Source organism: Clostridium sp. (assembly GCF_036642255.1).
Taxonomy (GTDB): Bacteria; Bacillota; Clostridia; order Clostridiales; family Clostridiaceae; genus Clostridium_J.
The window spans coordinates 1-25,671 of the sequence record NZ_JAVWDJ010000012.1; the positions used below are offsets into that span (position 1 = coordinate 1).

At 32.1% G+C, this 25,671-nt stretch carries 30 protein-coding genes and 1 pseudogene; 8 read left to right on the forward strand and 23 right to left on the reverse strand.

Annotated elements, in window-relative coordinates:
- From RR409_RS08595 to RR409_RS08625, 7 genes are all read right to left on the reverse strand, one after another.
- Window positions 1–805, reverse strand: an 805-nt coding sequence (locus RR409_RS08595; protein WP_332557333.1) for a GNAT family N-acetyltransferase, incomplete at its 3' end; no start/stop codon positions are given.
- A 122-nt stretch (window positions 806–927) separates the two neighbouring features.
- Window positions 928–1,425, reverse strand: coding sequence for a hypothetical protein (locus tag RR409_RS08600; RefSeq protein WP_332557334.1), 498 nt, complete (start codon window positions 1,423–1,425; stop codon window positions 928–930).
- A 730-nt stretch (window positions 1,426–2,155) separates the two neighbouring features.
- A complete protein-coding gene (locus tag RR409_RS08605) occupies window positions 2,156–2,362 on the reverse strand; it encodes a hypothetical protein (RefSeq protein ID WP_332557335.1) in 207 nt (68 codons plus the stop codon).
- Window positions 2,363–3,121: 759 nt separating this feature from the next.
- On the reverse strand, window positions 3,122–3,424 hold the full coding sequence (locus tag RR409_RS08610; RefSeq protein ID WP_332557336.1) for a DUF169 domain-containing protein: 303 nt from the start codon (window positions 3,422–3,424) through the stop codon (window positions 3,122–3,124).
- The gene (locus RR409_RS08615; RefSeq protein WP_332557337.1) at window positions 3,384–3,866 is read right to left on the reverse strand and encodes a MetQ/NlpA family ABC transporter substrate-binding protein; all 483 of its coding nucleotides are present in this window, start codon (window positions 3,864–3,866) and stop codon (window positions 3,384–3,386) included. Before RR409_RS08615 ends, RR409_RS08610 begins: the two co-directional genes overlap by 41 nt.
- 175 nt (window positions 3,867–4,041) lie before the next feature.
- Window positions 4,042–4,209 carry a hypothetical protein gene (locus tag RR409_RS08620; protein ID WP_332557338.1) on the reverse strand — a complete coding sequence of 56 codons (168 nt, stop codon included), beginning with the start codon at window positions 4,207–4,209 and terminating at the stop codon, window positions 4,042–4,044.
- 15 nt (window positions 4,210–4,224) lie between these two features.
- Window positions 4,225–4,710 carry a winged helix-turn-helix domain-containing protein gene (locus RR409_RS08625; protein ID WP_332557339.1) on the reverse strand — a complete coding sequence of 162 codons (486 nt, stop codon included), beginning with the start codon at window positions 4,708–4,710 and terminating at the stop codon, window positions 4,225–4,227.
- 183 nt (window positions 4,711–4,893) lie between these two features.
- Between RR409_RS08625 and RR409_RS08630 the strand changes: the two genes are divergently transcribed.
- From RR409_RS08630 to RR409_RS08645, 4 genes are all read left to right on the forward strand, one after another.
- Complete coding sequence (locus tag RR409_RS08630) at window positions 4,894–5,238, forward strand: hypothetical protein (protein WP_332557340.1); 345 nt, start codon at window positions 4,894–4,896, stop codon at window positions 5,236–5,238.
- 90 nt (window positions 5,239–5,328) lie between these two features.
- On the forward strand, window positions 5,329–5,712 hold the full coding sequence (locus RR409_RS08635) for a 4-fold beta flower protein (protein WP_332557341.1): 384 nt from the start codon (window positions 5,329–5,331) through the stop codon (window positions 5,710–5,712).
- 12 nt (window positions 5,713–5,724) lie between these two features.
- Window positions 5,725–6,096, forward strand: a complete 372-nt coding sequence (locus tag RR409_RS08640; protein ID WP_332557342.1) for a hypothetical protein — start codon at window positions 5,725–5,727, stop codon at window positions 6,094–6,096.
- A gap of 231 nt (window positions 6,097–6,327) precedes the next feature.
- Complete coding sequence (locus tag RR409_RS08645) at window positions 6,328–6,450, forward strand: hypothetical protein (RefSeq protein WP_332557343.1); 123 nt, start codon at window positions 6,328–6,330, stop codon at window positions 6,448–6,450.
- A 13-nt stretch (window positions 6,451–6,463) separates the two neighbouring features.
- Here RR409_RS08645 and RR409_RS08650 read toward each other — a convergent pair whose 3' ends face one another.
- The 4 genes from RR409_RS08650 to RR409_RS08665 all read right to left on the reverse strand — a co-directional run bounded on the left by RR409_RS08650 (window position 6,464) and on the right by RR409_RS08665 (window position 10,393).
- On the reverse strand, window positions 6,464–7,714 hold the full coding sequence (locus tag RR409_RS08650; protein ID WP_332557344.1) for a DNA polymerase IV: 1,251 nt from the start codon (window positions 7,712–7,714) through the stop codon (window positions 6,464–6,466).
- Window positions 7,715–7,887: 173 nt separating this feature from the next.
- Entirely contained in the window at window positions 7,888–8,172 is a 285-nt protein-coding gene (locus RR409_RS08655; RefSeq protein WP_332557345.1) for a hypothetical protein, read from the reverse strand.
- A gap of 95 nt (window positions 8,173–8,267) precedes the next feature.
- Window positions 8,268–8,522 carry a hypothetical protein gene (locus RR409_RS08660; RefSeq protein ID WP_332557346.1) on the reverse strand — a complete coding sequence of 85 codons (255 nt, stop codon included), beginning with the start codon at window positions 8,520–8,522 and terminating at the stop codon, window positions 8,268–8,270.
- 353 nt (window positions 8,523–8,875) lie between these two features.
- Complete coding sequence (locus RR409_RS08665) at window positions 8,876–10,393, reverse strand: alanine/glycine:cation symporter family protein (protein WP_332557347.1); 1,518 nt, start codon at window positions 10,391–10,393, stop codon at window positions 8,876–8,878.
- Between the two features lie 697 nt (window positions 10,394–11,090).
- On the opposite strand from RR409_RS08665, the gene RR409_RS08670 reads away from it, so the two are divergent.
- The 4 genes and pseudogenes from RR409_RS08670 (at window position 11,091) to RR409_RS08685 (ending at window position 12,898) form a co-directional block, all read left to right on the forward strand.
- The gene (locus RR409_RS08670; RefSeq protein ID WP_332557348.1) at window positions 11,091–11,402 is read left to right on the forward strand and encodes a hypothetical protein; all 312 of its coding nucleotides are present in this window, start codon (window positions 11,091–11,093) and stop codon (window positions 11,400–11,402) included.
- A 27-nt stretch (window positions 11,403–11,429) separates the two neighbouring features.
- Window positions 11,430–11,651 (forward strand): hypothetical protein, encoded by a 222-nt coding sequence (locus tag RR409_RS08675; RefSeq protein ID WP_332557349.1) that lies wholly within the window; start codon window positions 11,430–11,432, stop codon window positions 11,649–11,651.
- 425 nt (window positions 11,652–12,076) lie between these two features.
- A pseudogene (locus tag RR409_RS08680) lies at window positions 12,077–12,244 on the forward strand (CC/Se motif family (seleno)protein); the annotation flags it as partial.
- A 261-nt stretch (window positions 12,245–12,505) separates the two neighbouring features.
- On the forward strand, window positions 12,506–12,898 hold the full coding sequence (locus RR409_RS08685; protein WP_332557350.1) for a hypothetical protein: 393 nt from the start codon (window positions 12,506–12,508) through the stop codon (window positions 12,896–12,898).
- A 351-nt stretch (window positions 12,899–13,249) separates the two neighbouring features.
- Here the strand turns inward: RR409_RS08685 and RR409_RS08690 are convergent, their stop codons facing one another.
- From RR409_RS08690 to RR409_RS08745, 12 genes are all read right to left on the reverse strand, one after another.
- The gene (locus tag RR409_RS08690; protein WP_332557351.1) at window positions 13,250–13,663 is read right to left on the reverse strand and encodes a hypothetical protein; all 414 of its coding nucleotides are present in this window, start codon (window positions 13,661–13,663) and stop codon (window positions 13,250–13,252) included.
- 196 nt (window positions 13,664–13,859) lie between these two features.
- Entirely contained in the window at window positions 13,860–14,528 is a 669-nt protein-coding gene (locus RR409_RS08695) for a hypothetical protein (RefSeq protein WP_332557352.1), read from the reverse strand.
- A gap of 270 nt (window positions 14,529–14,798) precedes the next feature.
- The gene (buk, locus tag RR409_RS08700) at window positions 14,799–15,872 is read right to left on the reverse strand and encodes a butyrate kinase (protein WP_332557353.1); all 1,074 of its coding nucleotides are present in this window, start codon (window positions 15,870–15,872) and stop codon (window positions 14,799–14,801) included.
- A gap of 142 nt (window positions 15,873–16,014) precedes the next feature.
- Window positions 16,015–16,584 (reverse strand): indolepyruvate oxidoreductase subunit beta, encoded by a 570-nt coding sequence (locus RR409_RS08705; RefSeq protein ID WP_332557354.1) that lies wholly within the window; start codon window positions 16,582–16,584, stop codon window positions 16,015–16,017.
- Complete coding sequence (gene iorA / locus RR409_RS08710; RefSeq protein WP_332557355.1) at window positions 16,585–18,366, reverse strand: indolepyruvate ferredoxin oxidoreductase subunit alpha; 1,782 nt, start codon at window positions 18,364–18,366, stop codon at window positions 16,585–16,587.
- Window positions 18,367–18,453: 87 nt separating this feature from the next.
- Entirely contained in the window at window positions 18,454–19,359 is a 906-nt protein-coding gene (locus RR409_RS08715) for a bifunctional enoyl-CoA hydratase/phosphate acetyltransferase (protein ID WP_332557356.1), read from the reverse strand.
- Between the two features lie 224 nt (window positions 19,360–19,583).
- Window positions 19,584–19,811, reverse strand: a complete 228-nt coding sequence (locus tag RR409_RS08720) for a hypothetical protein (RefSeq protein WP_332557357.1) — start codon at window positions 19,809–19,811, stop codon at window positions 19,584–19,586.
- A 33-nt stretch (window positions 19,812–19,844) separates the two neighbouring features.
- Window positions 19,845–20,810 (reverse strand): flavodoxin family protein, encoded by a 966-nt coding sequence (locus tag RR409_RS08725; RefSeq protein ID WP_332557358.1) that lies wholly within the window; start codon window positions 20,808–20,810, stop codon window positions 19,845–19,847.
- A 68-nt stretch (window positions 20,811–20,878) separates the two neighbouring features.
- Window positions 20,879–21,685 (reverse strand): hypothetical protein, encoded by an 807-nt coding sequence (locus RR409_RS08730; RefSeq protein ID WP_332557359.1) that lies wholly within the window; start codon window positions 21,683–21,685, stop codon window positions 20,879–20,881.
- A 336-nt stretch (window positions 21,686–22,021) separates the two neighbouring features.
- The gene (locus RR409_RS08735; protein WP_332557360.1) at window positions 22,022–23,566 is read right to left on the reverse strand and encodes a sigma 54-interacting transcriptional regulator; all 1,545 of its coding nucleotides are present in this window, start codon (window positions 23,564–23,566) and stop codon (window positions 22,022–22,024) included.
- Between the two features lie 241 nt (window positions 23,567–23,807).
- Window positions 23,808–24,428 carry a hypothetical protein gene (locus RR409_RS08740; protein ID WP_332557361.1) on the reverse strand — a complete coding sequence of 207 codons (621 nt, stop codon included), beginning with the start codon at window positions 24,426–24,428 and terminating at the stop codon, window positions 23,808–23,810.
- 460 nt (window positions 24,429–24,888) lie between these two features.
- On the reverse strand, window positions 24,889–25,644 hold the full coding sequence (locus RR409_RS08745; RefSeq protein WP_332557362.1) for a sulfite exporter TauE/SafE family protein: 756 nt from the start codon (window positions 25,642–25,644) through the stop codon (window positions 24,889–24,891).
- Window positions 25,645–25,671 lie beyond the last annotated feature (27 nt).

Consider the following 25,671-nt stretch of genomic DNA (forward strand, 5'->3'; position numbering starts at 1 on the left):
AATAGTCATCTTGCTTGACAAATCCCATGGACTCGTAAGCCTTTCTTGCAATAAGATTTAGTGATGAAGTTTGTGTTATGGGTATCTTATTATCGGAAATAATATTCTCTACCATACAATACATTAACTTTTTACCAAAGCCTCTTCCTCTATAATTGGGATCAATATACACAGTTGTGATATCAATATAATTTTTAGTTTTTCCACTATATCGGGCCATACCAATTGGTTGTCCTTTGTACTCAATAAAATAGATTCCTGTTTTTATGTCTTCAAGCAACTTATTTTTATCAGTTATATCTGCAACCTCTTGTTCATTTGTAGGTTCAAAAAAACCAATCATAAATTCGCTAATTTTACTCATATCATTTTGTCCACAATTAGTTATTCTAAATGTAATATCTGGATGTATGATTTGTTTAAAGTCTTTATTTACATCGAATTTATAATATATATCTGAAGCAGATGTCACTTCTTTACCAACACAGGATAATATTTTAGATATATCTTTCTTTTTACCTGCCAATAGAACTCTTTTATAGTTTAATATTTTAAGTTGTTCTGCAATATCACTATAATCAGTTTCACTTTTAGTATAGAAATTCGTAAAATAAGAATTACCATCAAACTTTATATGAAGAATATTATTAATACTACCGTTTGACTCTTCAAGATATAATTCACCTATATCTTCAGCTTGATTCTCTATAAAATGAATTAGAAACACATTAAACAATTCATCTTCATAGAGAAAATCTAATATTTTTATCTTTAATTCATTATTTAATGATGAAATATACCTCATTAAACTCACCCCTTTAATTTGCACTATTTTACAAGGCTATATTAGGCATCTAACTATTGTTTATACACACCTTTAAAATATTTTAATATATATCTAATACTTCCTTTAATATTTGTATATTTTTATCCATATCTCCCCATAATTCTAATCTGTGCCCTACTCCATATTTGTCTTAAATAGATACTTTCTTTTATACAATGCTCTTTAAGAATATCTGCACTCAATTGTTTATCTTTTGTACCTGCAACTACAGTTATAATATTTTTTTCATGTTGAATATAAGGTAATGTTTCCCTTATAGGTGTTAAATATATATGTCTTGCTTTAATACGCAATTTTTCCTCAACCCACCCAGCAACTATTATTCCTAAACTTTTAGAAATAAACACTATATCATCATATTTTGATAAATCAAAGTTTTGTAGTTGTGTTAATGCCAAATTCTTTATATCTTTTATGCAATCTTCCAATGACTTGTCTTGCTTGAGTAAATTTTCATAGCTAATAGCTATTTTTTCATATCCCCTAACTTCAAATTTAAAACCTGAATAATATAATAATGGACAATCTGTACTATAATTTGCTTCTGGAAATAGAATAACTATTTTTTTATCACCCATTTTATTTCCCCTTTAATTTTATTTTACTAATACTGATTATATATAAAATTATTTTAATATTTCCTCTTATTTAGTTCCCCATATTTTACTACTATGACTTTCATTGAATTTCACATACTATTCTATTAATTATATTTTACCATGTATTTCCGACAAATTTATAACTTAAACTCAGAATTATTAGCAATAAGAAATTTAAAAGACAACTTCTAGCTAATACTTGAACGCAGTGAAAGTTTTAGCTAGAAATTGCCTACAGATTAGTTGATTTTAAATTATATAATATATCAATAATGCTCCTTTGTATGAATACTGTTTAGGTACTTATTATTAGAAACAATAACAAACAGTCTTTGAAGTATATACTTTATTTCAGTTTTTCATTTATTAATGTCAACCCACCAGCATCTTCTAAAACAGCTTCATAAAAAACCACACTACCTTTTTTGTAATTCCTTATTTCTTGAACTTTAAGTTCCCACATTTATAAAATGTATCAATTTCTTTAAAACAAATAAAATTACTAGGCTATTCTTTTACAGTAATAAAGTATAATTTAAGCCTTGTCCAATTTTTAAAATCAGCAAGGCTTAATTCTTCATGATTTTTATTTGTACAGGTAATTATTTAGGACGTATTTTATAATGATTACCATTCATCATGGATTTGGGATAAATGACACTTTTTAGATGATTGTAAAGTAACTATAGAACAGGTTTTACTCATTATTTTACTGTTCTTTCTTATTTTTGCTCGCATTAGTCCCGCCTATTGCTGCCCCAATAGCAATCCCTAAAGCAACGCCAATAGCTAAATTGTTAAATACTGATCCCATTGCAGCACCTAAAGCGATACCAACACCGATGTAAGCACCCTTTCTTGATGATTTATTTACAGTTTTATTTTCATTCTCATTATTCTTGTCATAATCAGTCATCGTGAAATCTCCTCCATACAAAAATAGATTATCTTTGCTACGTATTAATTTACAAGTATTTATTTCCTCTTAATTACATCTTACCATAAATTAACTGAATAATAGAAAACTTAATCCTTATAATAATTAATTACAAACAAATTTGAATCATATTATTCTTTAAAACTTTATTTATAAGAAGCTCCTTAAAACCAATACATTCATGTCAAATGAAAGTATATATACACTTTCATTTCGTTTCACTTCATTTCAGGCAACACTAAAAATACTTTCATATTCTGAAAAATGAAATTTTAAACAAGCTGTTCTGCTGCAGATTACTAAAATTTGAGAAAGCCTTGTGATGCAGCTCAAAAACTTGTCTAATATGGTTTGTTTTAATGCATAGCTTGCAATATAGGAAACCCAATTTAAGACAGCTATTATACATTAACCACTTTGGTTACTTTAGGACTTTTGGAAATGAGTAAGTTACGTTTTTATCATTGAGGCCTACACATTTGCTCTTAAACACTACGATTTTTATTTTTGTTGCTCATATTTCTTTTCTCCATAATAAAAAGATGTACACCTTTGCACATCCTTTAGGTTTAATTAAACTCATCTATATTTATTAAGTCTACAATTCTTTGTTTAACCATTCTTTTAATATCGCGTAAGTTATCTATTTTTTTCATAATCATCATTGACTATCCTTCTTTTATTATTTGAAATAAAATTTTATGATAAAATAGACAAGGGACTCCTCACATTGCATTTTTATGCATTATGATATAGCCCCAATACATTTCTTGCACCTCTGCAGGAAAGATTATCAATTGTAACTTTAAGGGCAACTTTCGCCATGGCCACTTTTACTATTACGCAATATGGCATTTGATTGTATGGATGTTTACCATAAGCTGCATCAAATGTTTGTTTATCAGGTAAAAATTTTACACCTACTATATTCCTTTTAATTTCTAAGGCATCCACAAGTTTTTTGGGAAGTTCTGCATACTTGTTTCCTTTTTCATTTTGCTTATTTGTAGTATGGATAGCAGCCTGGTGGATAAGACTCATCCACCTTTTGAGTCCATTTATCTTTAACAAGATTCTCTGCTATGTATTTTGCCCATTCAGTATCTTTATCTTCCTCTCTAACTACTATACCTACAGGACATTCTTCTTTATCTGTATCATTTTCTGCCAAGAAATCACCTGCATCTACGCCTCCCGCACGAACTGCATAGAATGCGAAAGATATAACTGCATCAGCATCGTCAATACTCTTTGCAACATTTATTGTTTCTGACATTACAAGCTTAATATTCTTTGGATTTTTCACTATATCAACCTCAGTATAGAAATTACCTGTCTTTTCACCTAGAGTAATAAACCCTACTTTCTGAAGCATTTTCAAAGCAATTCCCAGATTACTTTTGTCGTTTGAAACGCCAATAACTGCTCCATTTGGGAATTCATCAATAGATTTCCATAATATGAATGGTCCCCATAATACCACTTTTGTATATGTTCATTTCACCATCGATGATGGAAAAATCGATATCAAGTTCTCTTGCCATCCTAGTAAGAATAGTCTGTTGTTTTTCTTTGCTTACAAACACTATTCTTATAGTGACTTCATCACTACTTTCAGGAATAGTTTTCTTACCAATCAAATTTTCTAAAGTTGGAGGCTATTTAAGAAAAATATCCTGTATATCTCCACAGGCCTCTACCCTACCATTCTCAAGAATAGGGCTCCAAGATAAATAATTGCTAGACTCAACACTAATTCCTGTTTCATCTAGTGCATAAACTGTTGTAGCAGATGAAGATTCTAAAGTATGGAGTGTTTCTAACATTTTTTTAAAAGTTTCTTACTCCATTTTATCAGCTTTTGTGGGTCTTAATTGAGCTCTTTTATAGGATAAACCATTAGAATTTAGCAATACTCTAACGGTTTCAACAGAAATTTTTATTCCATACGTCATTTCAATATATAGAGATAGTAACCCACAAGTCCAAGTGTGGCGAGTAAACCCACACTCTATTTGTGATTTATTTGTAGCTGTATAGACAAGATGATCAATCATTTCAGGCTCAAGTTTCCTTTCGGAACCGCCACGGTTGTCTACTGCGACATTCATACCGAGAGCTTTCCACTCTTTAATATGTCTAACGATAGGAGGTTTACTCAAATTTGTGGCTTCAATGATATCATTGTTGCAATGACCTTGATATCTCATAGTAACAACAGTTAGAACTACTCTAGAATAGTTAGAGTTAGTAGTATTTTTAAAATAAACTAACTCCTTAATTGAATATCCGTGCAATGATGTTATCTCAAACGACTTTCTTCCCATAATTAAAACTCCTTTCTCCGTACATTTAATTTTTGGAGAAGAGTTGTAATTATTCAATATAAGTTAAAGTTTCATCATGGAACCCTATATAAAAACGAAACTGGAAGTTTATCTTTAATATTGCTTCTAAAAAAATAATATTAAATCATATAATATACAAACATTATATTGATAGAGGTTAACATGGATTTAATTGCTGTTGAAAAACGTAGAATACTCAGATACTCTTTACTATTTCAGTTATACAGAGATTTTTTCACCTATGGCTATGAGATTTGTATAAACATTGACTATATAGTTCCTGACGACTTAAGAATTGAGGTAATTGCAGCCCTTTATTATCTCCTTGGTAGAAGATGGATTTTCTTTAATATTGAAAAAGATGGTACAGTATCTTCCTATATCACAGTTCAAGGAATTGATGAAGCTGAAGATTATATAGTCCAGTCAGGACAACTAGTAGTATCAACTCTTTTGGGTGATTTACTAATACCAGTTATTAATCCTTCTAACATTGAGTCAACTTAAAAATGCATTTCTAATTTATTTAATACATTTTAAGTGTAAATAAAATTCTTTATTAATATATAAAATGCAAATTTAAAGGGAGGAATAAAAGTGGCAGAAATATTAGATCCTTTATTTGATAAGAATGGTAATTTTGTAGGATGGCTTGTTGATAGAAGTAATGTTTTTGATAAAAATTTAAGATGGGTTGCTTATATTTTTAATGATTATATTTGGGCAGTTAAGACGCAAGTTTGGATTGGAGAGCTAAAAGGTACAAATTTACTAGACAGAGATGGGCGAATTGTTGCCTGGAGTACTAATGGCCCTGTGATAGGTGGCTTAGATTTCATTGAAGCTCCTTTAGATATCCGACGTCCACTTCCCCCACTTCCTCCTTTAGTTTTTGACGTGTATTTAGCTCCAGGAGATGCTCCTGAACCAATTGGTGAATGGTCAAAACTAACTTTTAATCAATGGCTAAATCAAAAATAGGCGGTACAACTTATGTTTCCTATAAAAAATGAACTAATCAGACTTCAGATACTTTTGGAACTATATGAATATTTCTTTCAGATTTGCGACTATAGGCAAATAGAAAGACAGGAATATAGAATTTGTCCCGAAGATAAATGTGCAATAATTGCAGCTTTATACTATTTAAATGATAGGGGCTTTATAACTGTAAGAACTACAGATAATCAGGATGTATTTATTATTTTTATAAGGGCTAGGGGCATAGATGAAGTTGAACCTAGACTAAAAAAAGCCGCTACAATTGCATTATCTTATAGTTATGGCGCTATTTTAATACCTAACTTTGATGATGTTCCAAATTGTTGTGATAAAAAAGATGACGATAAGAAAAATAAAAATTAGATCGCAACTCCTTCAATCTCAGGCCATAGTCCAAGACCAAATTATAAATTTACCTTTCGTGATAATTTTAATCTTATTCGAAAAAAATTTCTAAATGAAGCCCTTTACCAACTTACTTGTGGATGAAAAGGTTAGAAATGATTCTCCTTAATAATTTCTAACCCTTTAGTTATATACTATTTACTAAATTGGGTAAACATAGAGTATTTGTAATATTAAAGGAGGCATTTTATGGACAGTCCTTTATATTATCCTAGCAAAAGACAGAAAAGTGTGCAGATACTTATAATATTAGAATCTATGATAAATGATCCTAATAGCATTCCTTCTTTTGAAAATACTAAACTCTTATAATATAAATCTTGTGTTAAAGCATTGAACTCATAAGTGGATAATCTTCTTCCCCTATGCCACCACACATAGAATGTAGCCCTGATTGCAAAAAGCATGATTTAAAAACAGCAGTGTTTCCATACTTTAACCTTATTTCGTCTACTGCTTTGTTTAGTTTTGTATCTTTATCATAATTAAAAGTGTCTAGCATAGTGTATTGATGAAAATCATTATTACAAAAATCCGTTATACGAATCCCAAGATGCCTTATTGAATTACCTTTCCAAAGGTTATCAAATAAATAGCAGGCTACTTCATATATTTTTCTTGTGGAGTCTGTAGCTGTGCTTAGTTTTTTTTGCCGAGAATAGGAAATTAGGTCCGAACCTCTTATTGATATAGCAACCACAGTGCAACAGTTACCTGAATCTCTTAATCTCATTCCAACTGTTTCGCATAAAGATAGTAACACCTTATGCGCAGTTTCTTTATCCTCTACATCAAAAGCTATGGTAGTGCTGTTTCCAATACCTTTCATATCAATATGATTGCTCTTTCTAACCTCCGAATTATCTATGCCATTAGCATAGTTCCAAATTAATTGACCCTGACTTTTTAGTTTATTTCTTAAAACTTCTAAATCATAGTTTGCAAGGTCACCTATAGTATTAATGTTTAACTTATGTAGTTTAGGCGCTGTAGCTCTGCCTACCATAAATAAATCTTCTACTGGCAAGGGCCACATCTTTTCTTTTATCTCATGTGGAAATAAGGTGTGAATTCTATCAGGCTTCTTAAAATCTGAGGCCACTTTAGCTAAAAGTTTATTATTTGATATTCCTATATTCACAGTGAAACCTAATTCACCCTTAATTCTTTCTCTTATAGTTTCAGCGAGCTCCATGTAGTCAGGATATAAGTTTTCCATATTTGAAAAGTCTAGAAAGCTTTCATCTACTGAAAATCTTTGAATTCGCGGAGTGTATTCTTGTAATATTTCATGCATTAATGCGCTAGATTTCACATAAAGCCAATATCTCGGTGGCACTGATTTTAGTTCAGGACATTTCATCCTAGCATTATGCAAAGTTTCACCAGTTTTAATATTAAATGCCTTAGCTGGTGTTGATTTAGCTAAGACTATACCATGTCTACTTTCTTCGTTTCCCCCAACAACACAGGGAATTATTCTAAGATCTAATTCTTCACCTTGTTGAAGCCTATAAGTTGCCTCCCAGGATAGGTATGCATTATTTACATCTATATGAAAAATCAATGTACTCATTTACCATCATCCTCTTTCAAATCATAAAATTTCGCCACAAGAACATGTGTTCTTGTATATTATATACCACTATTTCCATTTTTATAATAGATTTTTGAAAATTATTTTGAATGCAGTAATTTTTTATACAGTAGAAAAACTACAATAAAAAAAGAGTACCTATTAAGATACTCCTAATAAAAATGTTTATTGAAACTTTCTACAATATCAATTCCTTCTGGGGTTATAGTTAACTTATAACCTTGCTCAACTTCTTCAACAACAATATAATTCTTATCTTTCAAATAAGAAATTGCCATGTTTTTTTCATTTAATGTTTTATCTCTATCTATTCTATCTTCATCTTTATCTTTATCTTTAACAAAATAATATCCTTGCTCATTATTTTCAAAGTAGTAATTATAGATTTCTATTAGAAAATTTATCCTCAGTAATCTTCTTGATTCTGGAGTCATCATTTCTATCACCTCTACTATATTTTGCTTTACTATTATATAAAATCATTAAAGCGCCCTAGAACGTTTAATAAATCAACTAATCATAAGGCTATTCCCTATTCCTGCGGCATTTCAAATATAACCTTACCTTCTTCCATGGCAACTTTAATATCATTCAAAATCATATCTGCTCTTTCAGGATTATATACTCCTAAAATACCATATTCTTCTATTCCTATTTCACTTCTTGGGGTTAAAACATAGTTTACTATTTCAATTTTACCAGTTTCTTTCCCTTGAACAATTTGTTTTGTTTTTAGTATTCTTCCTGCGTAAAACAAGCCTCCCTCAGTAGATTGAATCCATATCACACTTATCACTCCTAAGTAATTCATAAAATATTATACTAGAAATATTACGTAAATATGCTTAAACTTTGCACTTTCTATAGTTTTATCATTTCTATATCAGTGTTTATTAAATTAACTTATTTCTATACAAAAAATCTAATTTTGCTAATTAATTCATGGATTTAGAGATGCTTTACTTTCTCAATATCCCTTGATATTCTTTATAACAATTAATAATCTTAAGAAAAATTAAATAGCCGCACACCATTTTAATTTAGGTGTGCGGCTTAGAAAAACACTTATTAAATAATTCTACTTAATGTGGTTCAGTTTACAAAGCTTTCAATGTTTTATTTCATATTCAATTACTAATACTAGGAAACTTTATCTTTTTTGCCATTTTTCATTACTTTATTATAAGCCTCAAGTTGTTTTCCATAAGTCTTTGGAATTATCTTATCCCATAATTCTGCTCCCTTAATACCTAATTTTGATGGTATAAATATAGGATCAAGGCCAAGTTTCTTTTGTGCTTCATAATCTTTAAGTGTAGCTATACCTGGTTTTGCAAGTAATAGGATTGCAATTACATTGAACCAAGCCATTGCTCCAACTCCTGCTGAACCAAAGTTCCACATTACGTCTGCTTGTGCTATACAGCCTACAAATACACCAGCTGCTAGTATTGCTCTGAAGAGGTTAAGAGTTAATTTATAAGCCTTAGTATTTTTGCTGTCCTTAAATAAATATCCTATGTTAGAGTCTGTGTAGAAGGCATATGCAAAAACAGTTGTAATTGTGAAGAAGAATAATGCTATTGCAACGAAAGTTCCACCGAAACCAGGAATAAATGAACTTACAGCTGTTTGTGTAAAGTTACCTTTGTCTATTCCAGGGATTAATTCAGTTATAAACCCACCATTAGCAGCTACAACGTTGTAAGAACCTGTTGCTAAAATCATTATTGCTGTTGCAGTACATACGAACAATGTGTCAACATATACTGAGAAAGCTTGTACAAGACCTTGTTTAGCTGGGTGAGAAACTTCAGCAGCACCTGCAGCTTGAGCTCCAGTACCTTGTCCAGCTTCATTTGAGAATATTCCTCTTTTAACTCCCCATGCTACTGCACTACCAAAAATACCACCGAACATTGCATTTGCACCGAATGCTGAACTAAATATCATACCAAATACATCATCGATTCTTGTAAAATTCACACCAAGAATTACTAGTGCTAACAGAATGTACGCTATTGCCATAAATGGAACTATAAATTCAGCAGCTTTTGCAATTCTCTTACCGCCACCAAAAATTACTGCTACAGTTAATACTGTATAAATTATACCCCAAACTAGTTTTGATACAGGGAAAACCGAACTAGCAGCTACAACGAAGGAGTTAGATTGTATCCCTGGAAGCAATACTCCACAGGAAAGAAGTGCGATTATAGCAAATGCCTTACCGAAGAATTTGCTCTTTAAACCTCTTTCTATATAATATGCAGGACCTCCACGATATTCACCATGAACCTCTTCCTTCCAAACCTGAGCTAAGGATGACTCGATGAAAGCTGAACCTGCACCTAAGAAAGCGATTGCCCACATCCAAAATACTGCACCAGGACCACCAAAGAAAATTGCACTTGCAACACCAGTGATATTACCAGTACCAACACGTCCACCTAATGCCATTGCGAAACCTTGGAAAGAAGATACTCCAGTTTCTGAGCTCTTACCCCCAAATAACTGTTGAACCATGTCTTTTATTAATCTTACTTGTGGAAATTTCATTCTAATTGAAAAATAAATACCAGCACCAAGACATAGATAAATCATTATTGGTCCCCAAAAGAAGCCGTCCAAACTACTTGACAGTTTTAATATATCCATTGTTTTTCCCCCTTAGTTGTAAATGTTTTCTTAATATTTTGTTAACTTGAATTCTATATTTACATATTACATTATTATTTGACATTATTCAATACATTTTTGCAATTTATTTCTTAATCAAATTCTTTTTTTTCAATTTTTATTTAAATATATGATTATATTAGAGTTTTTATGAAAATTTATTGAACTACACACCTTACCATTGCTAAGCTTTACAAGGGTTTTCATTGTTATTTTATTAACAATTTACCTTTTATTCATATTCTCAAACAAATTAACGTAGCCCCTTTATGAATTTTACTTTACTATATATTTCATTTATCTGAATTGTTTTGATGTTATTAGGCGCAACTGTGAAACCTTGCGCTTGCTTAAACACCATGTGAATTATGTACTAATTTTCGTGTTTAACTTTCTGAAACTTTTTGTAACTTTTTTATATAGTTAATTTCAGTATAGGGGTTTTACTAACGTTAATTATTTGATTATTAATAGTGTTTCTTTTGGTGAATGCATTAACTAATCTCCCTCAGGATAGGAAAGAGATCTTGAGGATTCACTATGCAATTAACTATCTACGAAATTTGGCATTTCTTCTTGTAGAACAGTTCTATTTACAAAATTAAAAACATATACAATGTTTTGTATATGTTTTTAAATCTAAGCATTTTATTAAGAGAGTAAGGTGTTTTAGTTAATGAATAACAAGAAATTAAAAGTTATTTTGGGTACTGGACTTCTATTAGTGCTGCTACTTTTAGGTATATACACTTCTCAAGATAATAAGTATTCACCCAAGGAAGGACTTTCTTATGATGAAAAGAAAAGAGATGTAGAGTATTTAATGTATTTTTTAGAAAATACGTATCTCTACTTTGAAGAAACAAAAACCGATACTGGACAAAACCTTCTTAACGAAAGAAAAAATATAGTTACTTCTATTTCTAAAACTTCGTCAGATGTAGAATTCTTCACTAAAATATCTCACCTTTTTAGAAGATTCACCTAGGGTACCGTAATGATAGATATGAATTAAATGAAAAAAGTAATCACTTCAACACTTCTCCCAAATTCTAATCTTCCAATAACCGTTCTTCGCAAAATAGTGATAACTCCACATGTAATCATAAAAAAGGACCCCAATAAAGCTATAAATAACCTAAAAAGAGGAGAAGGACATATTCTGAAATTATCAACAGATCAGCGATACACTAATAAAGATGAATATTATAACGAAGTACTAAAATTGATAAGATGAAGATTATGGAATTAAGATTTTATGAATAAATTCTAAATTTTAAATTATTTTCTTATTTTTGCTTGCAATTAATAATCATTATTGTATAATAGTAATTACAAGATACCCCAAAGTGATAAATGCTTAAATAACATTGTCCCCTTCATGGTTTTGAGTAGATGCACCCCAAAGCATCTACTCTTTTTCTGTTTTTGAGGTTGTTATCATAAAAGAAAGACGTTATACTTGGCTAAAATTATGTTATGATGTAGAAAATAAAGTGCTATTATAAAAGTGTAACAATGAGTGATGTAAACTTAGGAGGTAGGTATATGAATATTATTATTGAAAAAGATGCTACTAATTTTATTAGAAAACGCTCTAAAGATAGTTCAGTAACACTTTTAATAAAATCTTTAGGTTCTGGCTGATGTTCAGCTCCCACGGCAACAGTTCAGTTGGGTAGACCTACGAAAACAGATAATTATAATATGTATATGGTTGATGCTATAAGCGTATTTATAAATAAAAACACAGAAATTAAAAATAATGAGTTGCATATATTTCTTAGAAAACTCCTTTGGATAAAGGAATTGGCGGTAGATGGCATGTAGGTTAGCTATTAAACATAATATTATATAGAAGAGACTTCAGGTAATGTCAAGATAGCCATATTGCCAGAAGTTTTTTTATTTAAGTTTACCTTCTAACTCTAACTTTAGATTTATCAAAAACTAATTGAAATACTTTTTTTATTATGAAGGAAAACTAAAATTATTTGCATTGTAGCACCGTAACCTATTTCCTAACCCACATATAAAGAGTATAATTAGAAATAAATTATTTCAGTTTAACTGAATTGGAGGAATATTTACTTGAACTTTAAAAATTATTTAAACAAAATTACTTATTATTTCAGAGATTCCTATGGCCTAGATAGGTTTTCTAAATATGTTATTCTTTTAGGAATTATACTTACTGCAGGGAGATATACATCTATATTTGGTTACACACTAGTTATTTATGGAGCATGGAGAAGCATTTCAAAAAATAAGTATAAAAGACATCAAGAACTAGTAGTCTTCGAAAACTTTCTTCTTCTAATAAGACAAAAATACTATAAAATCAAACGATCTATTTCAGATTTTAGAAGCTATAAAATATTTAAGTGTCCAAACTGTTCTCAAAAGCTTAGAGTTCCTAGAAAAAAAGGGAAAGTTACTATTACCTGCAAAAAATGTAATACTGAGTTTAAAGGTAAATCTTAGTGAATTATAGGTGCCACCCTAAATCATTTACAGTAATAAATGTTTAGTGGGAAGCACCTTTACTTTTATACTTTAAATAATGAATAAGTTCATTTTGGTGAGTGGCTTTGGAAGGGTGGGTTCGCCAAACAAAGTGGCCTTTGTAAAGAAAAGAACTTTGTTACACCAAAGTTTAATTTTTAGCGCAACACTTCTACTTTAAACTTGTTTAATCACTTATAAAAGTTGAAAAATTATCTTTCTAAAATGTGCTTAAATATTATCGTGGAGAAATCCCAACAAAAGGAAGCAGAAAAAGCATAACTCCTTGCTGAGTTATGCTTTTAAAAGTTATTTATATGATTGTAGTTTTTATTTTATCATCTTTTCTCCAAATGTATAACCAGCTTTAGATGCTGCTCCAAAGGATTTATATAGAATAAATACAATAATAAATATAATTAGATTAAATGCCATAAATGATTCACTAACAACAGCATATCCAATTGCTCTCATTGCAAAAATAAGTATTGCTGATAATATAACAGTAAGTACACCAGATATTATTGCATCAACTATGTTGATTGTTAAGTAATGGAAAAACGAGCCCTTTTTAGTATTTGAATGTTCTTCTTCTAAGCTACTTGTTGTTACCTCGTGGGCACTTAGATTTTCATCATTATTTTCTACTACTTCTTCTACAACATCTAATGCAGATGTTTCAGAAACTACTTCTTCATTTAAATTTTCATTTTTTTCTTGTGTTTGTAAATCCTTATCCTTCATTGTATCCTCCTAAATTAACTTAATTTACCTTTATTATCACCCAATTCAACTGTTTTGTAAATGCAACCTTTATAGTTTTACAGGAAGTTCATCATTAGTTACTTAGTATTTATCAAGATTTTAAACAAAGTTTCGTTATTTTTTCCTAAGTTAAGGGTGCCACAACAAAAGTTATGTCACCCATTATTTTTTATATTTAAGCCGTAGCTTCTATTTTTACTGATTTTTCTTTTTTAGCAAAGGCCAATAATAAACCTAAAGCTATAGATAAGAATGCAGAAACTAGAACTCTAAATTCTCCTGGTAGTAAAAATACTATTGTATGTGCAGGAATCCAGAAAAATGGGCATGTTTTAAGCCAAGTGAATTCAACTAGTGAATTCCAATCCATTTTTGCGATTAGTTCTTTTAAGGCTACCTTTCCACCTTTTTTTTCATACTTAGTATCTATATACATATCAGTAAATCTATGAAATACCATCATCATAGGTCCAAAAGTTACGTTCATCATTGTACTTACGAAGAACGCATGAGCTAAGGTTACTCCTTTAAACGGAAGTTTCCCAGCACCTTGTGCCGCTTCCACGCCAGTGGAAAATACAGCGAAAACAAGAGTAACCATCATACCAATAATTCCCCAAATAGCTGCCTTGTACATTACTCCTGTTGGTATAGCCCACTTACCTTTTCGAATCCTTGCTCCTAACATATCTCCCATGGTAGCTAATATTGCAAATTTAACGAATCCTCCTATGTAAGGATGTGCATCTGTGGTAGAAATAAACACCTCACGAGAAGTTGGAATTAGTAAAATCACTATCCATGGTAATAATGCTAGTAACCATAATAAATCACCTTTTTTCAATTTTATATCCCCCTTTAAAGTCTGTGCTATATAATTTTCACTATCTAATGAATCATTTAGCAATATTTTTATCTAGCACTTATCTATACCGCTTATTCAACTTTCCTTTGTTAATTTCCTTCCGATTTCAAGAGTTTTTACTTAAAATTCATTACTTTTTTATATTTCCTCACATGATTTTTCCCAATTGGCGTCTTAAAGTATTATGAATAAAGTGGATGTGTCAATTAGTCTTTTAATCTTAACCTGTAATTTCACATTTATTTATAATTATATAATCTCATAATATTCCTTAGCTTCTTCTTCACCTCTCAATACTCTTAGTGTTCCTAGCGATAATGATTCCATTTCATTTTCACCTGGCATTATTTCAACAGGTGCAATAAACTGAACACGGTTTTTAATCCAGTCAGTAATCAGCTTGGAGTATGCAATTCCTCCTGTAATTACAATAGCATCTACTTTCCCTTCTACCACCGTTGCCAGCTCCCCTATTCCCTTTGAAACCTGATAGGCCATAGCTTCAAGAATAAGCTCTGCATTTTTATCCCCATGTTCAATGGCTTTTACTACTTCCCTAACATCTACAGTGCCCAGATAATCCTTTAGTCCACCATCTCCTCTTAGCTTTTTATGCATTGTTTTCTTGTCATACTTTCCTGAGTAGCATAAGTCTATTAATTCCTTACAAGGAATTCTTCCAGCTCTTTCTGGTGAAAATGGTCCTTCATCATCGGCGATAATGTCCACCATTTTTCCCTTTTCATGGACACTTAAAGATATTCCTCCGCCTAAATGAGTAACGATAAAGTTCAATTCATCATATTTCTTTCCATATTTTTTTGCAACTTTCATTGCCATCGCTCTTGAATTTAAAACATGACTTGTACTAGATCTTGGTATATCAGACATACCTGAAATTTTAGCTATATCCTTTAATTCATCTACCCTTACAGAATCATAGATGTATGCAGTTACTCCTATAGAATTTGCTATCTCATAGGCAATTAATGCCCCTAAGTTTGATGCATGCTCAGTGATGGGATTATTTTTTAGCCTGTCCACCATCATTGTATTAACTCTATAGGCTCCTGATTTTACTGGAGGAAGCATGCCACCTCTTCCAACTACGGCAGATATTTCTTCTATGGAATAATGATTTTCCTTTAAAAACCTAATCACTACTTCCTTTCTCATTTCAAATTGATCCTGAACCCTGGCATACTTCTCAATTTCCTCTGATTGATGATCCAAAGTCTTGCAAAGCACCTCTTCCTCATTTTCATATAAAGCTATCTTTGTTGAAGTGGAACCTGGATTTATGGCCAATATTTTATAACTCATTAGTTATTCCTCCTAAAAAAAATCACCTTTTTCAATTTAATACATTCCTTAAAATTAGGCTGCAAACGAAATATAAACTGAAGAAATTCCACTTCATTTTTTTTGCAGTACTTAACTTTAATACTTCTTGAACTTTTTTAAGCTAAACTAAATTGCACCCAGCTTCTAGGGCTTTTAAATTTAAATCAACAAACTTTTCCTTTACATTTTCCCTTATAATATTTTCCCAATTAATATTCTCAAGTCCCATGGATTTAATAGTAGCACCTAGTAATATTACGTTCATAACTTTAGAGTTGCCGAGAATCTCAGCCTGATTAGCTGCATCAATAACCACTGTGGGTACTTTACTTTTTAATTCTTCAATGATTTCTAATGGATAATCAGCTTTCCCTGAAAGGATAGGCATAGAATTAATCTCAAAATCATTTACTATAACTCTACCATTTGGTTTTAAATATTTCAGCCATCTCATAGCCTCCATCTTCTCAAAGGAAACTAATATATCTGCCCCACCCATTTCAATAACAGGAGACTCAACTTTTTTTCCATACCTAACTTGAGAGGATACAGAACCTCCTCTTTGGGACATACCATGGATTTCACTCATTTTTACATCATACCCTGCCTCCATAAGTCCTGTGGTAAGAAGCTTACTAGCTAGTATGGTTCCTTGTCCTCCTACACCTACTAAAAGAATACTTTTTGTCATTTATGCCTCCACCTTTCTAATTGCTTTTACTAGACAAACTTGCAAGCATACTTCACAGCCTACGCAAGAGTCTGGGTTAATGCTGGATTTCTTGTTTAATTTATCAAATGAAATAGCCGGACAACCTGTTCTTATGCAAGCTCTACAGCCTATACATTTCTCAATGTTTACTGTACATTTTCTTCTGAACACACCCTTAAATTCTTCTTTATCTTCCTCTGATAATTTCTTTAAAACACATGGCCATCTTGTTATTATTACTGAAGGCTCCTGAAGTCTAAGAGCCCAATCAAGAGCATTTTTAACCGCCATTAGATTATTTGGATCAATTACCACAACATTTTCTATTCCGCAGGCTCTAACCAAGGCTTCAATATTCACTTCAGTTGTCTCTTTTCCTTGAAGGGTATAGCCTGTACCAGGATTCTCTTGGTGCCCAGTCATTCCTGTTATTCTATTGTCTAATATCACATTAACTGTGTTACTCCTGTTGTAAACCACATCCAAAAGTGAATTTATTCCTGTATGGAAAAAGGTTGAGTCTCCAAGCATTGATACCACTCTAGTATTTGAGTTTTCTTTCATGTTGAACACCTGCTGTGCTCCGTGTCCCATGCTTAAGCTTGCACCCATACAAATACACCAATCACCTACATTGTAAGGCTCTGCATGACCTAAACCATAGCAACCAATATCCCCAGATACCACTAGATTTTTTCTCTTTTTTAGTTCAAGGAAGAAGCCTCTGTGGGGGCATCCAGCACAAAGGGTAGGTGGTCTTGGCACAACTTTACTATTATCAAATTCTATAATTCCACAGGATTGTCCATAAATTGTTTTTCTTATTACATCAGGGGTCATTTCTCCTGTATAAGGGAATAGATTTTTCCCAAAGCAATTAAACCCTAATATTCTTACTTGGTCTTCAATATATGGATCATTTTCTTCTATTACATAAACCTTATGAACTTTACTACAAAATTCTTTAATCTTCTCATTAGGAAGAGGGTTTGTAAACCCAAGTTTTAAATAGGATACCGTATCTCCGAATACTTCTTTTGCATATCGGAAGCATGCTCCTGAAGCAATTACTCCAATTTCTATATCATTCCATTCAAAGTAATTTAAATCTGTGCTATTAGAAAACTCTCTAAGTTGATTTATCCTTTCTTCTACTCTAACTCTCATACCTCCTACATTAGATGGTACTGGGTACCTTTTTAAGTCCTTGGAATATTCTTTTATTCCTACTTCTTCCCTGTCACTACATTGAACTATGCTCTTAGAATGACAGATTCTAGTTGTAGTTCTAATTAAAACTGGAGTATTATATTCTTCACTTATTTGAAATCCATACTTCATCATATCCTTCGCTTCTTGACTATCGGATGGTTCAAACATTGGTATTTTTGCAAACTTAGCATAATTTCTATTATCCTGTTCATTTTGCGATGAATGATATCCAGGCTCATCAGCTGAAATTAGCACCATCCCACCATTCACCCCAGTATATGCAAAAGTAAATAGTGGGTCTGCAGCAACATTTACTCCAACATGTTTCATTGCGGCAAAAGTTCTTGCACCTGCAAAAGATGCACCTATAACTGCCTCAATTGCAACTTTTTCATTTGGTGCCCATTCTGCTAAAATATCCTCTTTATACAATGCTGTATTCTCAAGGATCTCTGTACTTGGGGTCCCTGGGTAAGCTGAAGCATATTTTACTCCTGCTTCCCATGCACCACGGGCGATTGCTTCATTTCCTGTAAGTAATTTTTTCATACAACTTCCTCTTTTCTTATAATAATGAATAAACTATTTCAACTACTTTTGGATTAAAGTAATATTTTAGTGTTATGTTCATTTACTTTATTTTACTGCTGATGCCGATAATACCAGGGATAAGTATTTCTCTTCTGAGGTTGAGCCTCTAGAGGTTAATACAATTGGTACCTTTGCTCCAACTATAAACCCTGCCATCTTAGCTCCTGCAGAATAAACTAAGGATTTACCAAGTATATTTCCAGCAGTTATATTGGGAACTATTAAAATATCTGGGTTGCCAGTTACGGGACTATTAAAACCCTTTATTTCTGCAGATTCCTTGCTCATTGTTAAATCATAGGAAATTGGTCCCTCAACTACGCAATTCTTAATTTCACCCTGTTGGTTCATTTTTTTAAGTAAGTCTGCATCTACTGCTTCAGGCATTTTTGGATTTACAGTTTCTACTGCAGCTAGTACCGCTACCATTGGATTTTCATAACCCAAGGCTACAAAAGTATTTACTGCATTTTCAATTATCTGCTTTTTTTCCTCCAATGTTGGGTACATCACCATTCCCCCATCTGTTACAGCAAGAAGCTTATGATAGCTAGGAATTTCATGAATAACCACATGGGACATAACATTTCCTGTTCTTAAGCCCTTTTCCTTATTCACAACAGCTCTTAGCAAATCTGCTGTTTGAATTTTTCCCTTCATAATAAAATCTGCGCCACCTTCATTTATCAGCTCCACAGCTTTTATTGCCGCTACATTATCATCCTCAGCATGAATAATAGAGCTTTGTTCCAAGGTTTCCTTCATCCCCTTAATTAACTGCACTATTTTCTCTTTATCCCCTATTAAAATGGGGTTAATGATATTATGCTTTTTTGCCATGAATACTGCTTCTAAGGTATGTTCATCCTGGGCAGCTACAACGACAACTTTTCTCTTTGTTTCAAGTTTTTGAACTTTTGCAATAAGTTCCTGGAAATTTCTAAATTCCATATATACTTCTCCTCGCATTTCTTAGATAGTGAATAAATATATTTAATTTTATAACTATGGGAAAGGGCCAATTTCCTAAATATATCGAATTGGAAATTTATCTTTGAAAATATGGTTAATGTAACTTTAATGAATTCTTCTGCGAAAAAAATACAGGTGAAAAACCTGTATTTTTTAATTCACAGTTTTAAATTCAGATATTTTTCATCACCATAAAAAGTGGTTTATTTTGATAAAGTTTCAGATTCTACTTTGTTTTCCTTAGATAAATAAATCATGAAACCAATAAATGCTGCTAAAAAGCCACTTATAAGTCCACTTATTAAATTTCCAATTGCATTTTGCATAACAGTTTCAGGTACAGGGATTAAAAAGTAATTAATCAAAAATGATATTGCTCCCCCAATGACTCCCCCAATTATTCCGTTAGTAAAAGAAATTTTAAATCTCATATATATGCCCCCATTAATTATTTATAAATTATTTTATTTAGCTTCTGGTTTTGAATAGGTTAAATAATTTCTATACTTTTCTAGTGTTACTGGCAGTTCATTCATATTTGCTTCTGGTCTTAAAGAGATTTTATTTAACTCATCGCAATGCTCAAACTTGCCGGATAATAACACATGAGAGTGAACCTTATCTTCTTCTTTAACATCAAATTTTACTTTTCCATTAACTACGTTTAAAGTTCCTTTAACTCCGCATATACCACATATTGCAGGATAATTGTCCTCTCCATTTCTAACTTCTATAAGCTTAGAGTGACACATTGGACATAGTCCTTCATCCCCAATATACTTAGAATCCTCAACTGGCTTCATCAATGTTTCTGCCACATGTCTTCCTGAAATTCTTGCTCTTTTAAGTTCCTCATCCTTTAATGCTACAACTCCCGGAAGAGCTACCCAATTTACAAGATGTTTATCAACAACTTCCATTTGCATTGATAAGGTGAAAAGATGCATCATTGGAAGTGCTAAGTTGTCCCATTCACTTCCCCCCACAGCTATTAAAGAGGCTACTCTTCTTTTGAAAGATCTTGCATCTGGTGCTTTTCCTGTTGTTATGTTCTTTTCTGCACGTATTTTTGTTGCAATCATTCTCATTGCTACATCATGAGAAGGTCCCATTCTATCGTTTAATACTTTTAACTGTCCACTTGGACTCTTCTCGTATATAGGTGAACTAATAATTATCCCATCACATTCCATGATTTTTTCATCAATGAATTTTAGATCATCATCTTTTATAATACATTCCCCAGGGCCACCCTTTTCAAAAAGACTAATAACACAAGCATTGCAACCTGTGCATGGCTTTAAATTAAGGTCATGGAGACGTACAAGTTCTACTTCTGCTCCCATTTCTTCTGCACCCATTAACGCTTCTTTTACAAGGATTTCAGAGTTGCCCATTTTTCTACCGCAGCTAATTCCTAATATTTTCATATAAATTCCCCCTATTTCTTTGATTAATAAACAAGTGTATTCATCTAATTAATTGTGCTATTTCAATTTTAAGCAGTTGTAAAGTATGGTGTGAACCCATTTAGGAAATCACGTTCTGGGCTTTCTTCTAAGAATATACTTACCCAGTGCTTGTATGGCTCAAGGTAAGGAGCTTTATCATACTGAGCCCAGGATGGTTTTGTTATTTCAGGAACTTTATCTACCCAAGCAGATTTCCAAGCCTTTGAATCCTTATACCAAAGCTCCATAACCCTTACAAAAGGACCTGTAAAAGGCTTAATTGCTTTGAAAGCAAAGAATCTTAGTAGTTCTGGCTGTTTACAAACCTCTGGAGCAAAGGTATTCAAAAACCATTCCTCTCCTTCTTCAAAAGAAACTCCTTCTGGATATCTAAAATGCACCACAAACCTGTAAAATGGCCCCTGTGCTAAGGTAATACCATCACCTTTAAAGCTATTATTAGATCTATATGGAACAAAGGTAAACACAGGTGGATGCTCACCCTCTGCAGATCCTCCCCAAGCTCCTGATCTAGCTCCATCAGCATAAGATTGGCCAATAATTTTATTGTAGTTTTTGGGCCATATCTCAGTTAATGCACTACCATGGTTCTCTGAATGATCAATATCTCCCCATGGATCTTCTCTCCACCAGTGCTCAGTCATACGCCAGTTATATGCACCATATTCTTTTGCACCTTCAGGAAGTGGTAAAGCACGATAGGTTACATATCTCTCTAGGATTGGACCATTTTGGCTTACTGTATCTGCAGCATGGTCTTTAAAAAGCCAACGATTCATATAAGGTAAGTCATTTAAATCCATAAGATTTATAGTAAGATAACTTCTTTTCATAATTACTCCCCCATTATGTTAAAAATATTTTCTACCCGTAATTAGTAAAAGCAACTTGCATGCCAACATTTTAAAACTCATGAAAATATTTGTACAAATATTTATAAAATGTACTTTAAACATTGAAAACACTAGCTTTAATCAACAATAATTTATTTACACCTTTTTTAATTTGGTTATTGAGATTACATTATTTGTAAACGTTATATTCTTTTTCAACATGCTAATACAGAGTTGTATTACCTATTTTAAGCAAAATAAAGCACAGCTCTGTAATTAATACATTGCTGTGCTTTTAAATGATGAAAAAATGCATCACTAAAATGCATTTTTTCATTACCATTCAGTTATTCCTAAAGCTTTTGCTTTTCTTACCACTGTAGACTGTGTTATTCCAAGAACCTCAGCTGCCTTATAGGTACTTCCACATTTTCTTAGGGTCTTTTCTATAATGTTTCTCTCCAGTTGTTCAACTGCATCTTTTAAAGTTCCCTGAATATTTTCTGTATTTATACTAGAAAATTTATCTTTCCCTAGTATATTTACTATGTTACTTCTTGTTATTAGCTTTTCATCTCCTATAACAACCAGCCTCTCAATGGAGTTTTCCAGTTCTCTCACATTTCCTGGCCAATTAAATCCCTCTAACATTTCAATTGCTGTAATGTCAAAATCTTTAGCTTTCCCATAGAGCTTATTAAACTTCTCTAGAAAATTATAGGCTAAAAGTGAAACATCTTCTTTTCTGTCTCTTAGAGGAGGGATTACTATAGGAACTACATTGAGTCTATAATATAAATCTTCTCTAAAGTTCCCCTTCTTAACCTGTTCTTCTAAATTTAAGTTTGTGGCAGCAATGACTCTTACATCAATGTTAATGGTGCTTACCCCGCCAATTCTTTTAATTTCCTTTTCCTGAAGAACTCGAAGTAGTTTTGATTGGAGCTTCAATGGAATTTCTCCAATTTCATCTAATAAAATAGTGCCATTATTAGCAAGTTCAAATAATCCCAACTTTTCTTTTTGTTGAGCTCCCGTAAAAGCACCCTTCTCATATCCAAAGAGTTCGGATTCTAATAAAGTCTCTGGAATTGCAGCACAGTTTACCTTTATGTAGGGCCCCTTTGCTCTCTTACTGTTTTTAAAGATGGTTCTTGCTACCACCTCTTTTCCAACCCCAGTTTCTCCTGTAATGAGCACAGTTACATCTGTTTTTGATATGTATTCAATAAGCTCTATCACTCTATCCATGGAGCCACTTTGAGATACTAAATCCTTATATATTTGATTTTCCTTAATATCTTTCTTAAGGTTCTTTAATTCACTAATGTACTTTCTCTTATCTTTTTCTGCCTCTTCAAGCTTTTCTCTTAAATCAAATAATTCTGTTAAATCTTTTATAATTGTAATTACTTGAGTAATATTACCTTCACCATCGTAAAAGGGAGTACCTGTGACTAAAATTCTTTTGTTGGTTCTATCCACTGTAGTTAAAATGGATATAGGTTTCTTTTCTTGTAGAACTGTCAATGCTATGGCATAGGGTTTTCTAGTCTTTAAAACTTTTTTTCTTCCAGCACTGAGTATATCTAGGGCATGTACTTTATCTTCTGGTTCTATTTCTATAAAAGGAGTTTCAGTGGCAATCACCATATTGTTCCAAACATCCTGCATGTATTTTCCAACTATATCAATATCCTTAATTCCAGTAATCTCTACAAACGCCTTGTTGATAGCGGTAACCCGTCCAAAACTATCCATTATATAAATCCCGTCAGAAATGGAGTTTGCTATAGCTAAAGCATCTGCTTGTCTTTTTTTATAAGTTTCGCAATTTATAGGTTCAGAATCTTGTATAATGTCATTTTTAGTATCCACCACAATTATCACAACCTTCTTTAATTTTCTCAGGTCAATAATTTTATTTTTAGAATAATTATATCATAGAAAACTTTTCCTGTAATTGATAAAAGACTGATAAGATATCAGCCTTTAGTCAAATGCCTATGAATTGTGAAATGACTTCACTAAATGTTTAAGTGCCTTATTTCTAGGATTGTTTTCGTGCACAAAATAAGTCCACAAGAACGCAAGTCAGTTCACCTAATAATACAATAAACTCTTATTTAATATATTTATACTTTAAGTCTTTACCTTTGCCTTCCACAGAAAGATCTGCATATAGATTATAGTTAGTATTTGTAACAACCTTGTATAAGTTATATAATTGTGGCAGGAAAACACCCCAGTTTCCAATTTCTTCACCGCAATGCTCTGACCATATAATGCCTTGCTCTGGAGTCTCTTTCTTTTTCATTCCAATAGCTGAGGATTTACCCACTACTCCGTAATCAGTTTTTTCCCATTGATGAATGCGGTATCCCATAACTTCCTTTGTTTCTAAACTTTCCGGTCCAAAACCAAGCCCTGCAACAACAACGCAGTGTTCATAAATAATATACTCTTTTACTTCAGGCGGAACTGTTTTCAAATCTTCAAATCTTATATATAGATTTTGGCGAGTTCCATCATTCCAGGTTTGTGGTGCAATATGCACTGACCCAATAGGATTGTCATGCTTTGGTGCTATAGCCCATTCTAAAGGTTCATGTTGAGATGGATGCCATAAGATAAACCCCTTCTCCATGTTGCTCCAAAACCAATCAATCATTACAGGAGTAACGCCCTCATGTTTCCAATCAAGATGGGTTCCCATTATATCTTGAGTTACTTTCATTTCCATTTAATAAGCCTCCTTAAGCTTCAATTGCTTTAAATTATCATCTATGAAAAGTCAGTTTAGATGAATTTTAAAACCTAATACTCTTTGTTTCTCAAGTATTTATTAAGCAATTTTCGTGCCAAACTCCTAAATAACCCTTTAATATAGCTATATGAACTTGCCAAAGTGTTGGGATTACTATTATTTTAAAGCTTTGATTTCTAATTCTTCATTACATTTTATCAAGGATTAAAACCTAAAAACTATCCTTTTAATACAAAAATGAATTAAAAAGATAGTTTTAATTTAAAATGGGGAGTTAACCCTTCATAATTCAATGCAATAACGCATTTTATTAATGCAAAAACACATCATAACCTTTAAAATAAAATCATAGAGATTAGAATCCATTCTTACCTAGAAACCCATCTTAATAGTTTATAAGGTAAAATTACTAAGATTAGTTTTTCTTACTCTTTATTTATATAAATAGCCTTATTGCTGCAAGTGCTGTCATAACTAAAATCAGTGTGCGAAAAACCTTTTCATTAATCTTTTTTAATATAAAAGCTCCAAATACAGCACCTAATGCAATAATAGGTACACCTATTACAGTGAGTCCAAGTGTTTTAAAGGAAATGTTCTGCCAAAATAGTATTTGCAACGGAACTTTTGAGAGATTAATTATAAAGAAAAACCAAGCAGTGGTTCCCATGAAATCATTTTTCTTAAATCCCATAGCCAGTAAATATACACTGAAGATGGGACCTGCTGCATTTCCTATCATGGAAGTTAATCCACTAAGAATTCCCGCTAAGCCATGAATCCATGGACTGTTTGGCACTTGAAACTCCTCACCTTTTCTTTCCGTATAAATTAACACAATTAAACATAGCAAAACTGAAATTCCAATAAAAATTTTAAACTGTTTATCATTTATGTAGTTACCTATAATCACTCCTAGTATTAACCCTGAAAAAGTCCAAAGAACTAGTTTCTTTATCTTACCCCAATCTGCGTGCTGTTTATAATAATATAAGGCAAAGACATCTCCCACAATGAGCATTGGCAAAATAATGCCAGTGGATTCCTTTCCTCCAAATATATTAGCCATAATAGGAATAACAGGCATTAAAAGCCCGCTGAGTCCAGTCTTCGAAGCTCCTACCAAAAAGCCTGCTAGTACTAGCAATACCCATTGCCAAAGGGATAAATCAAAAGTATTAAACATCTCCATTTTCTTTATCCTCCTTATAGCTTAAAT

What these genes read in the sequence shown, in the direction of transcription:
- RR409_RS08600 (WP_332557334.1), bottom strand. Translation starts at nt 1,425, where the DNA reads ATGGGTGATAAAAAAATAGTTATTCTATTTCCAGAAGCAAATTATAGT.
- RR409_RS08605 (WP_332557335.1), bottom strand. Translation starts at nt 2,362, where the DNA reads ATGACTGATTATGACAAGAATAATGAGAATGAAAATAAAACTGTAAAT.
- RR409_RS08610 (WP_332557336.1), bottom strand. Translation starts at nt 3,424, where the DNA reads ATGAGTCTTATCCACCAGGCTGCTATCCATACTACAAATAAGCAAAAT.
- RR409_RS08620 (WP_332557338.1), bottom strand. Translation starts at nt 4,209, where the DNA reads ATGTTAGAAACACTCCATACTTTAGAATCTTCATCTGCTACAACAGTT.
- RR409_RS08625 (WP_332557339.1), bottom strand. Translation starts at nt 4,710, where the DNA reads ATGGGAAGAAAGTCGTTTGAGATAACATCATTGCACGGATATTCAATT.
- RR409_RS08630 (WP_332557340.1), top strand. Translation starts at nt 4,894, where the DNA reads ATGGATTTAATTGCTGTTGAAAAACGTAGAATACTCAGATACTCTTTA.
- RR409_RS08640 (WP_332557342.1), top strand. Translation starts at nt 5,725, where the DNA reads ATGTTTCCTATAAAAAATGAACTAATCAGACTTCAGATACTTTTGGAA.
- RR409_RS08645 (WP_332557343.1), top strand. Translation starts at nt 6,328, where the DNA reads ATGGACAGTCCTTTATATTATCCTAGCAAAAGACAGAAAAGTGTGCAG.
- RR409_RS08650 (WP_332557344.1), bottom strand. Translation starts at nt 7,714, where the DNA reads ATGAGTACATTGATTTTTCATATAGATGTAAATAATGCATACCTATCC.
- RR409_RS08655 (WP_332557345.1), bottom strand. Translation starts at nt 8,172, where the DNA reads ATGATGACTCCAGAATCAAGAAGATTACTGAGGATAAATTTTCTAATA.
- RR409_RS08665 (WP_332557347.1), bottom strand. Translation starts at nt 10,393, where the DNA reads ATGGATATATTAAAACTGTCAAGTAGTTTGGACGGCTTCTTTTGGGGA.
- RR409_RS08670 (WP_332557348.1), top strand. Translation starts at nt 11,091, where the DNA reads ATGAATAACAAGAAATTAAAAGTTATTTTGGGTACTGGACTTCTATTA.
- RR409_RS08675 (WP_332557349.1), top strand. Translation starts at nt 11,430, where the DNA reads ATGAAAAAAGTAATCACTTCAACACTTCTCCCAAATTCTAATCTTCCA.
- RR409_RS08690 (WP_332557351.1), bottom strand. Translation starts at nt 13,663, where the DNA reads ATGAAGGATAAGGATTTACAAACACAAGAAAAAAATGAAAATTTAAAT.
- buk (WP_332557353.1), bottom strand. Translation starts at nt 15,872, where the DNA reads ATGAGTTATAAAATATTGGCCATAAATCCAGGTTCCACTTCAACAAAG.
- RR409_RS08705 (WP_332557354.1), bottom strand. Translation starts at nt 16,584, where the DNA reads ATGACAAAAAGTATTCTTTTAGTAGGTGTAGGAGGACAAGGAACCATA.
- iorA (WP_332557355.1), bottom strand. Translation starts at nt 18,366, where the DNA reads ATGAAAAAATTACTTACAGGAAATGAAGCAATCGCCCGTGGTGCATGG.
- RR409_RS08715 (WP_332557356.1), bottom strand. Translation starts at nt 19,359, where the DNA reads ATGGAATTTAGAAATTTCCAGGAACTTATTGCAAAAGTTCAAAAACTT.
- RR409_RS08720 (WP_332557357.1), bottom strand. Translation starts at nt 19,811, where the DNA reads ATGAGATTTAAAATTTCTTTTACTAACGGAATAATTGGGGGAGTCATT.
- RR409_RS08725 (WP_332557358.1), bottom strand. Translation starts at nt 20,810, where the DNA reads ATGAAAATATTAGGAATTAGCTGCGGTAGAAAAATGGGCAACTCTGAA.
- RR409_RS08730 (WP_332557359.1), bottom strand. Translation starts at nt 21,685, where the DNA reads ATGAAAAGAAGTTATCTTACTATAAATCTTATGGATTTAAATGACTTA.
- RR409_RS08740 (WP_332557361.1), bottom strand. Translation starts at nt 24,428, where the DNA reads ATGGAAATGAAAGTAACTCAAGATATAATGGGAACCCATCTTGATTGG.
- RR409_RS08745 (WP_332557362.1), bottom strand. Translation starts at nt 25,644, where the DNA reads ATGGAGATGTTTAATACTTTTGATTTATCCCTTTGGCAATGGGTATTG.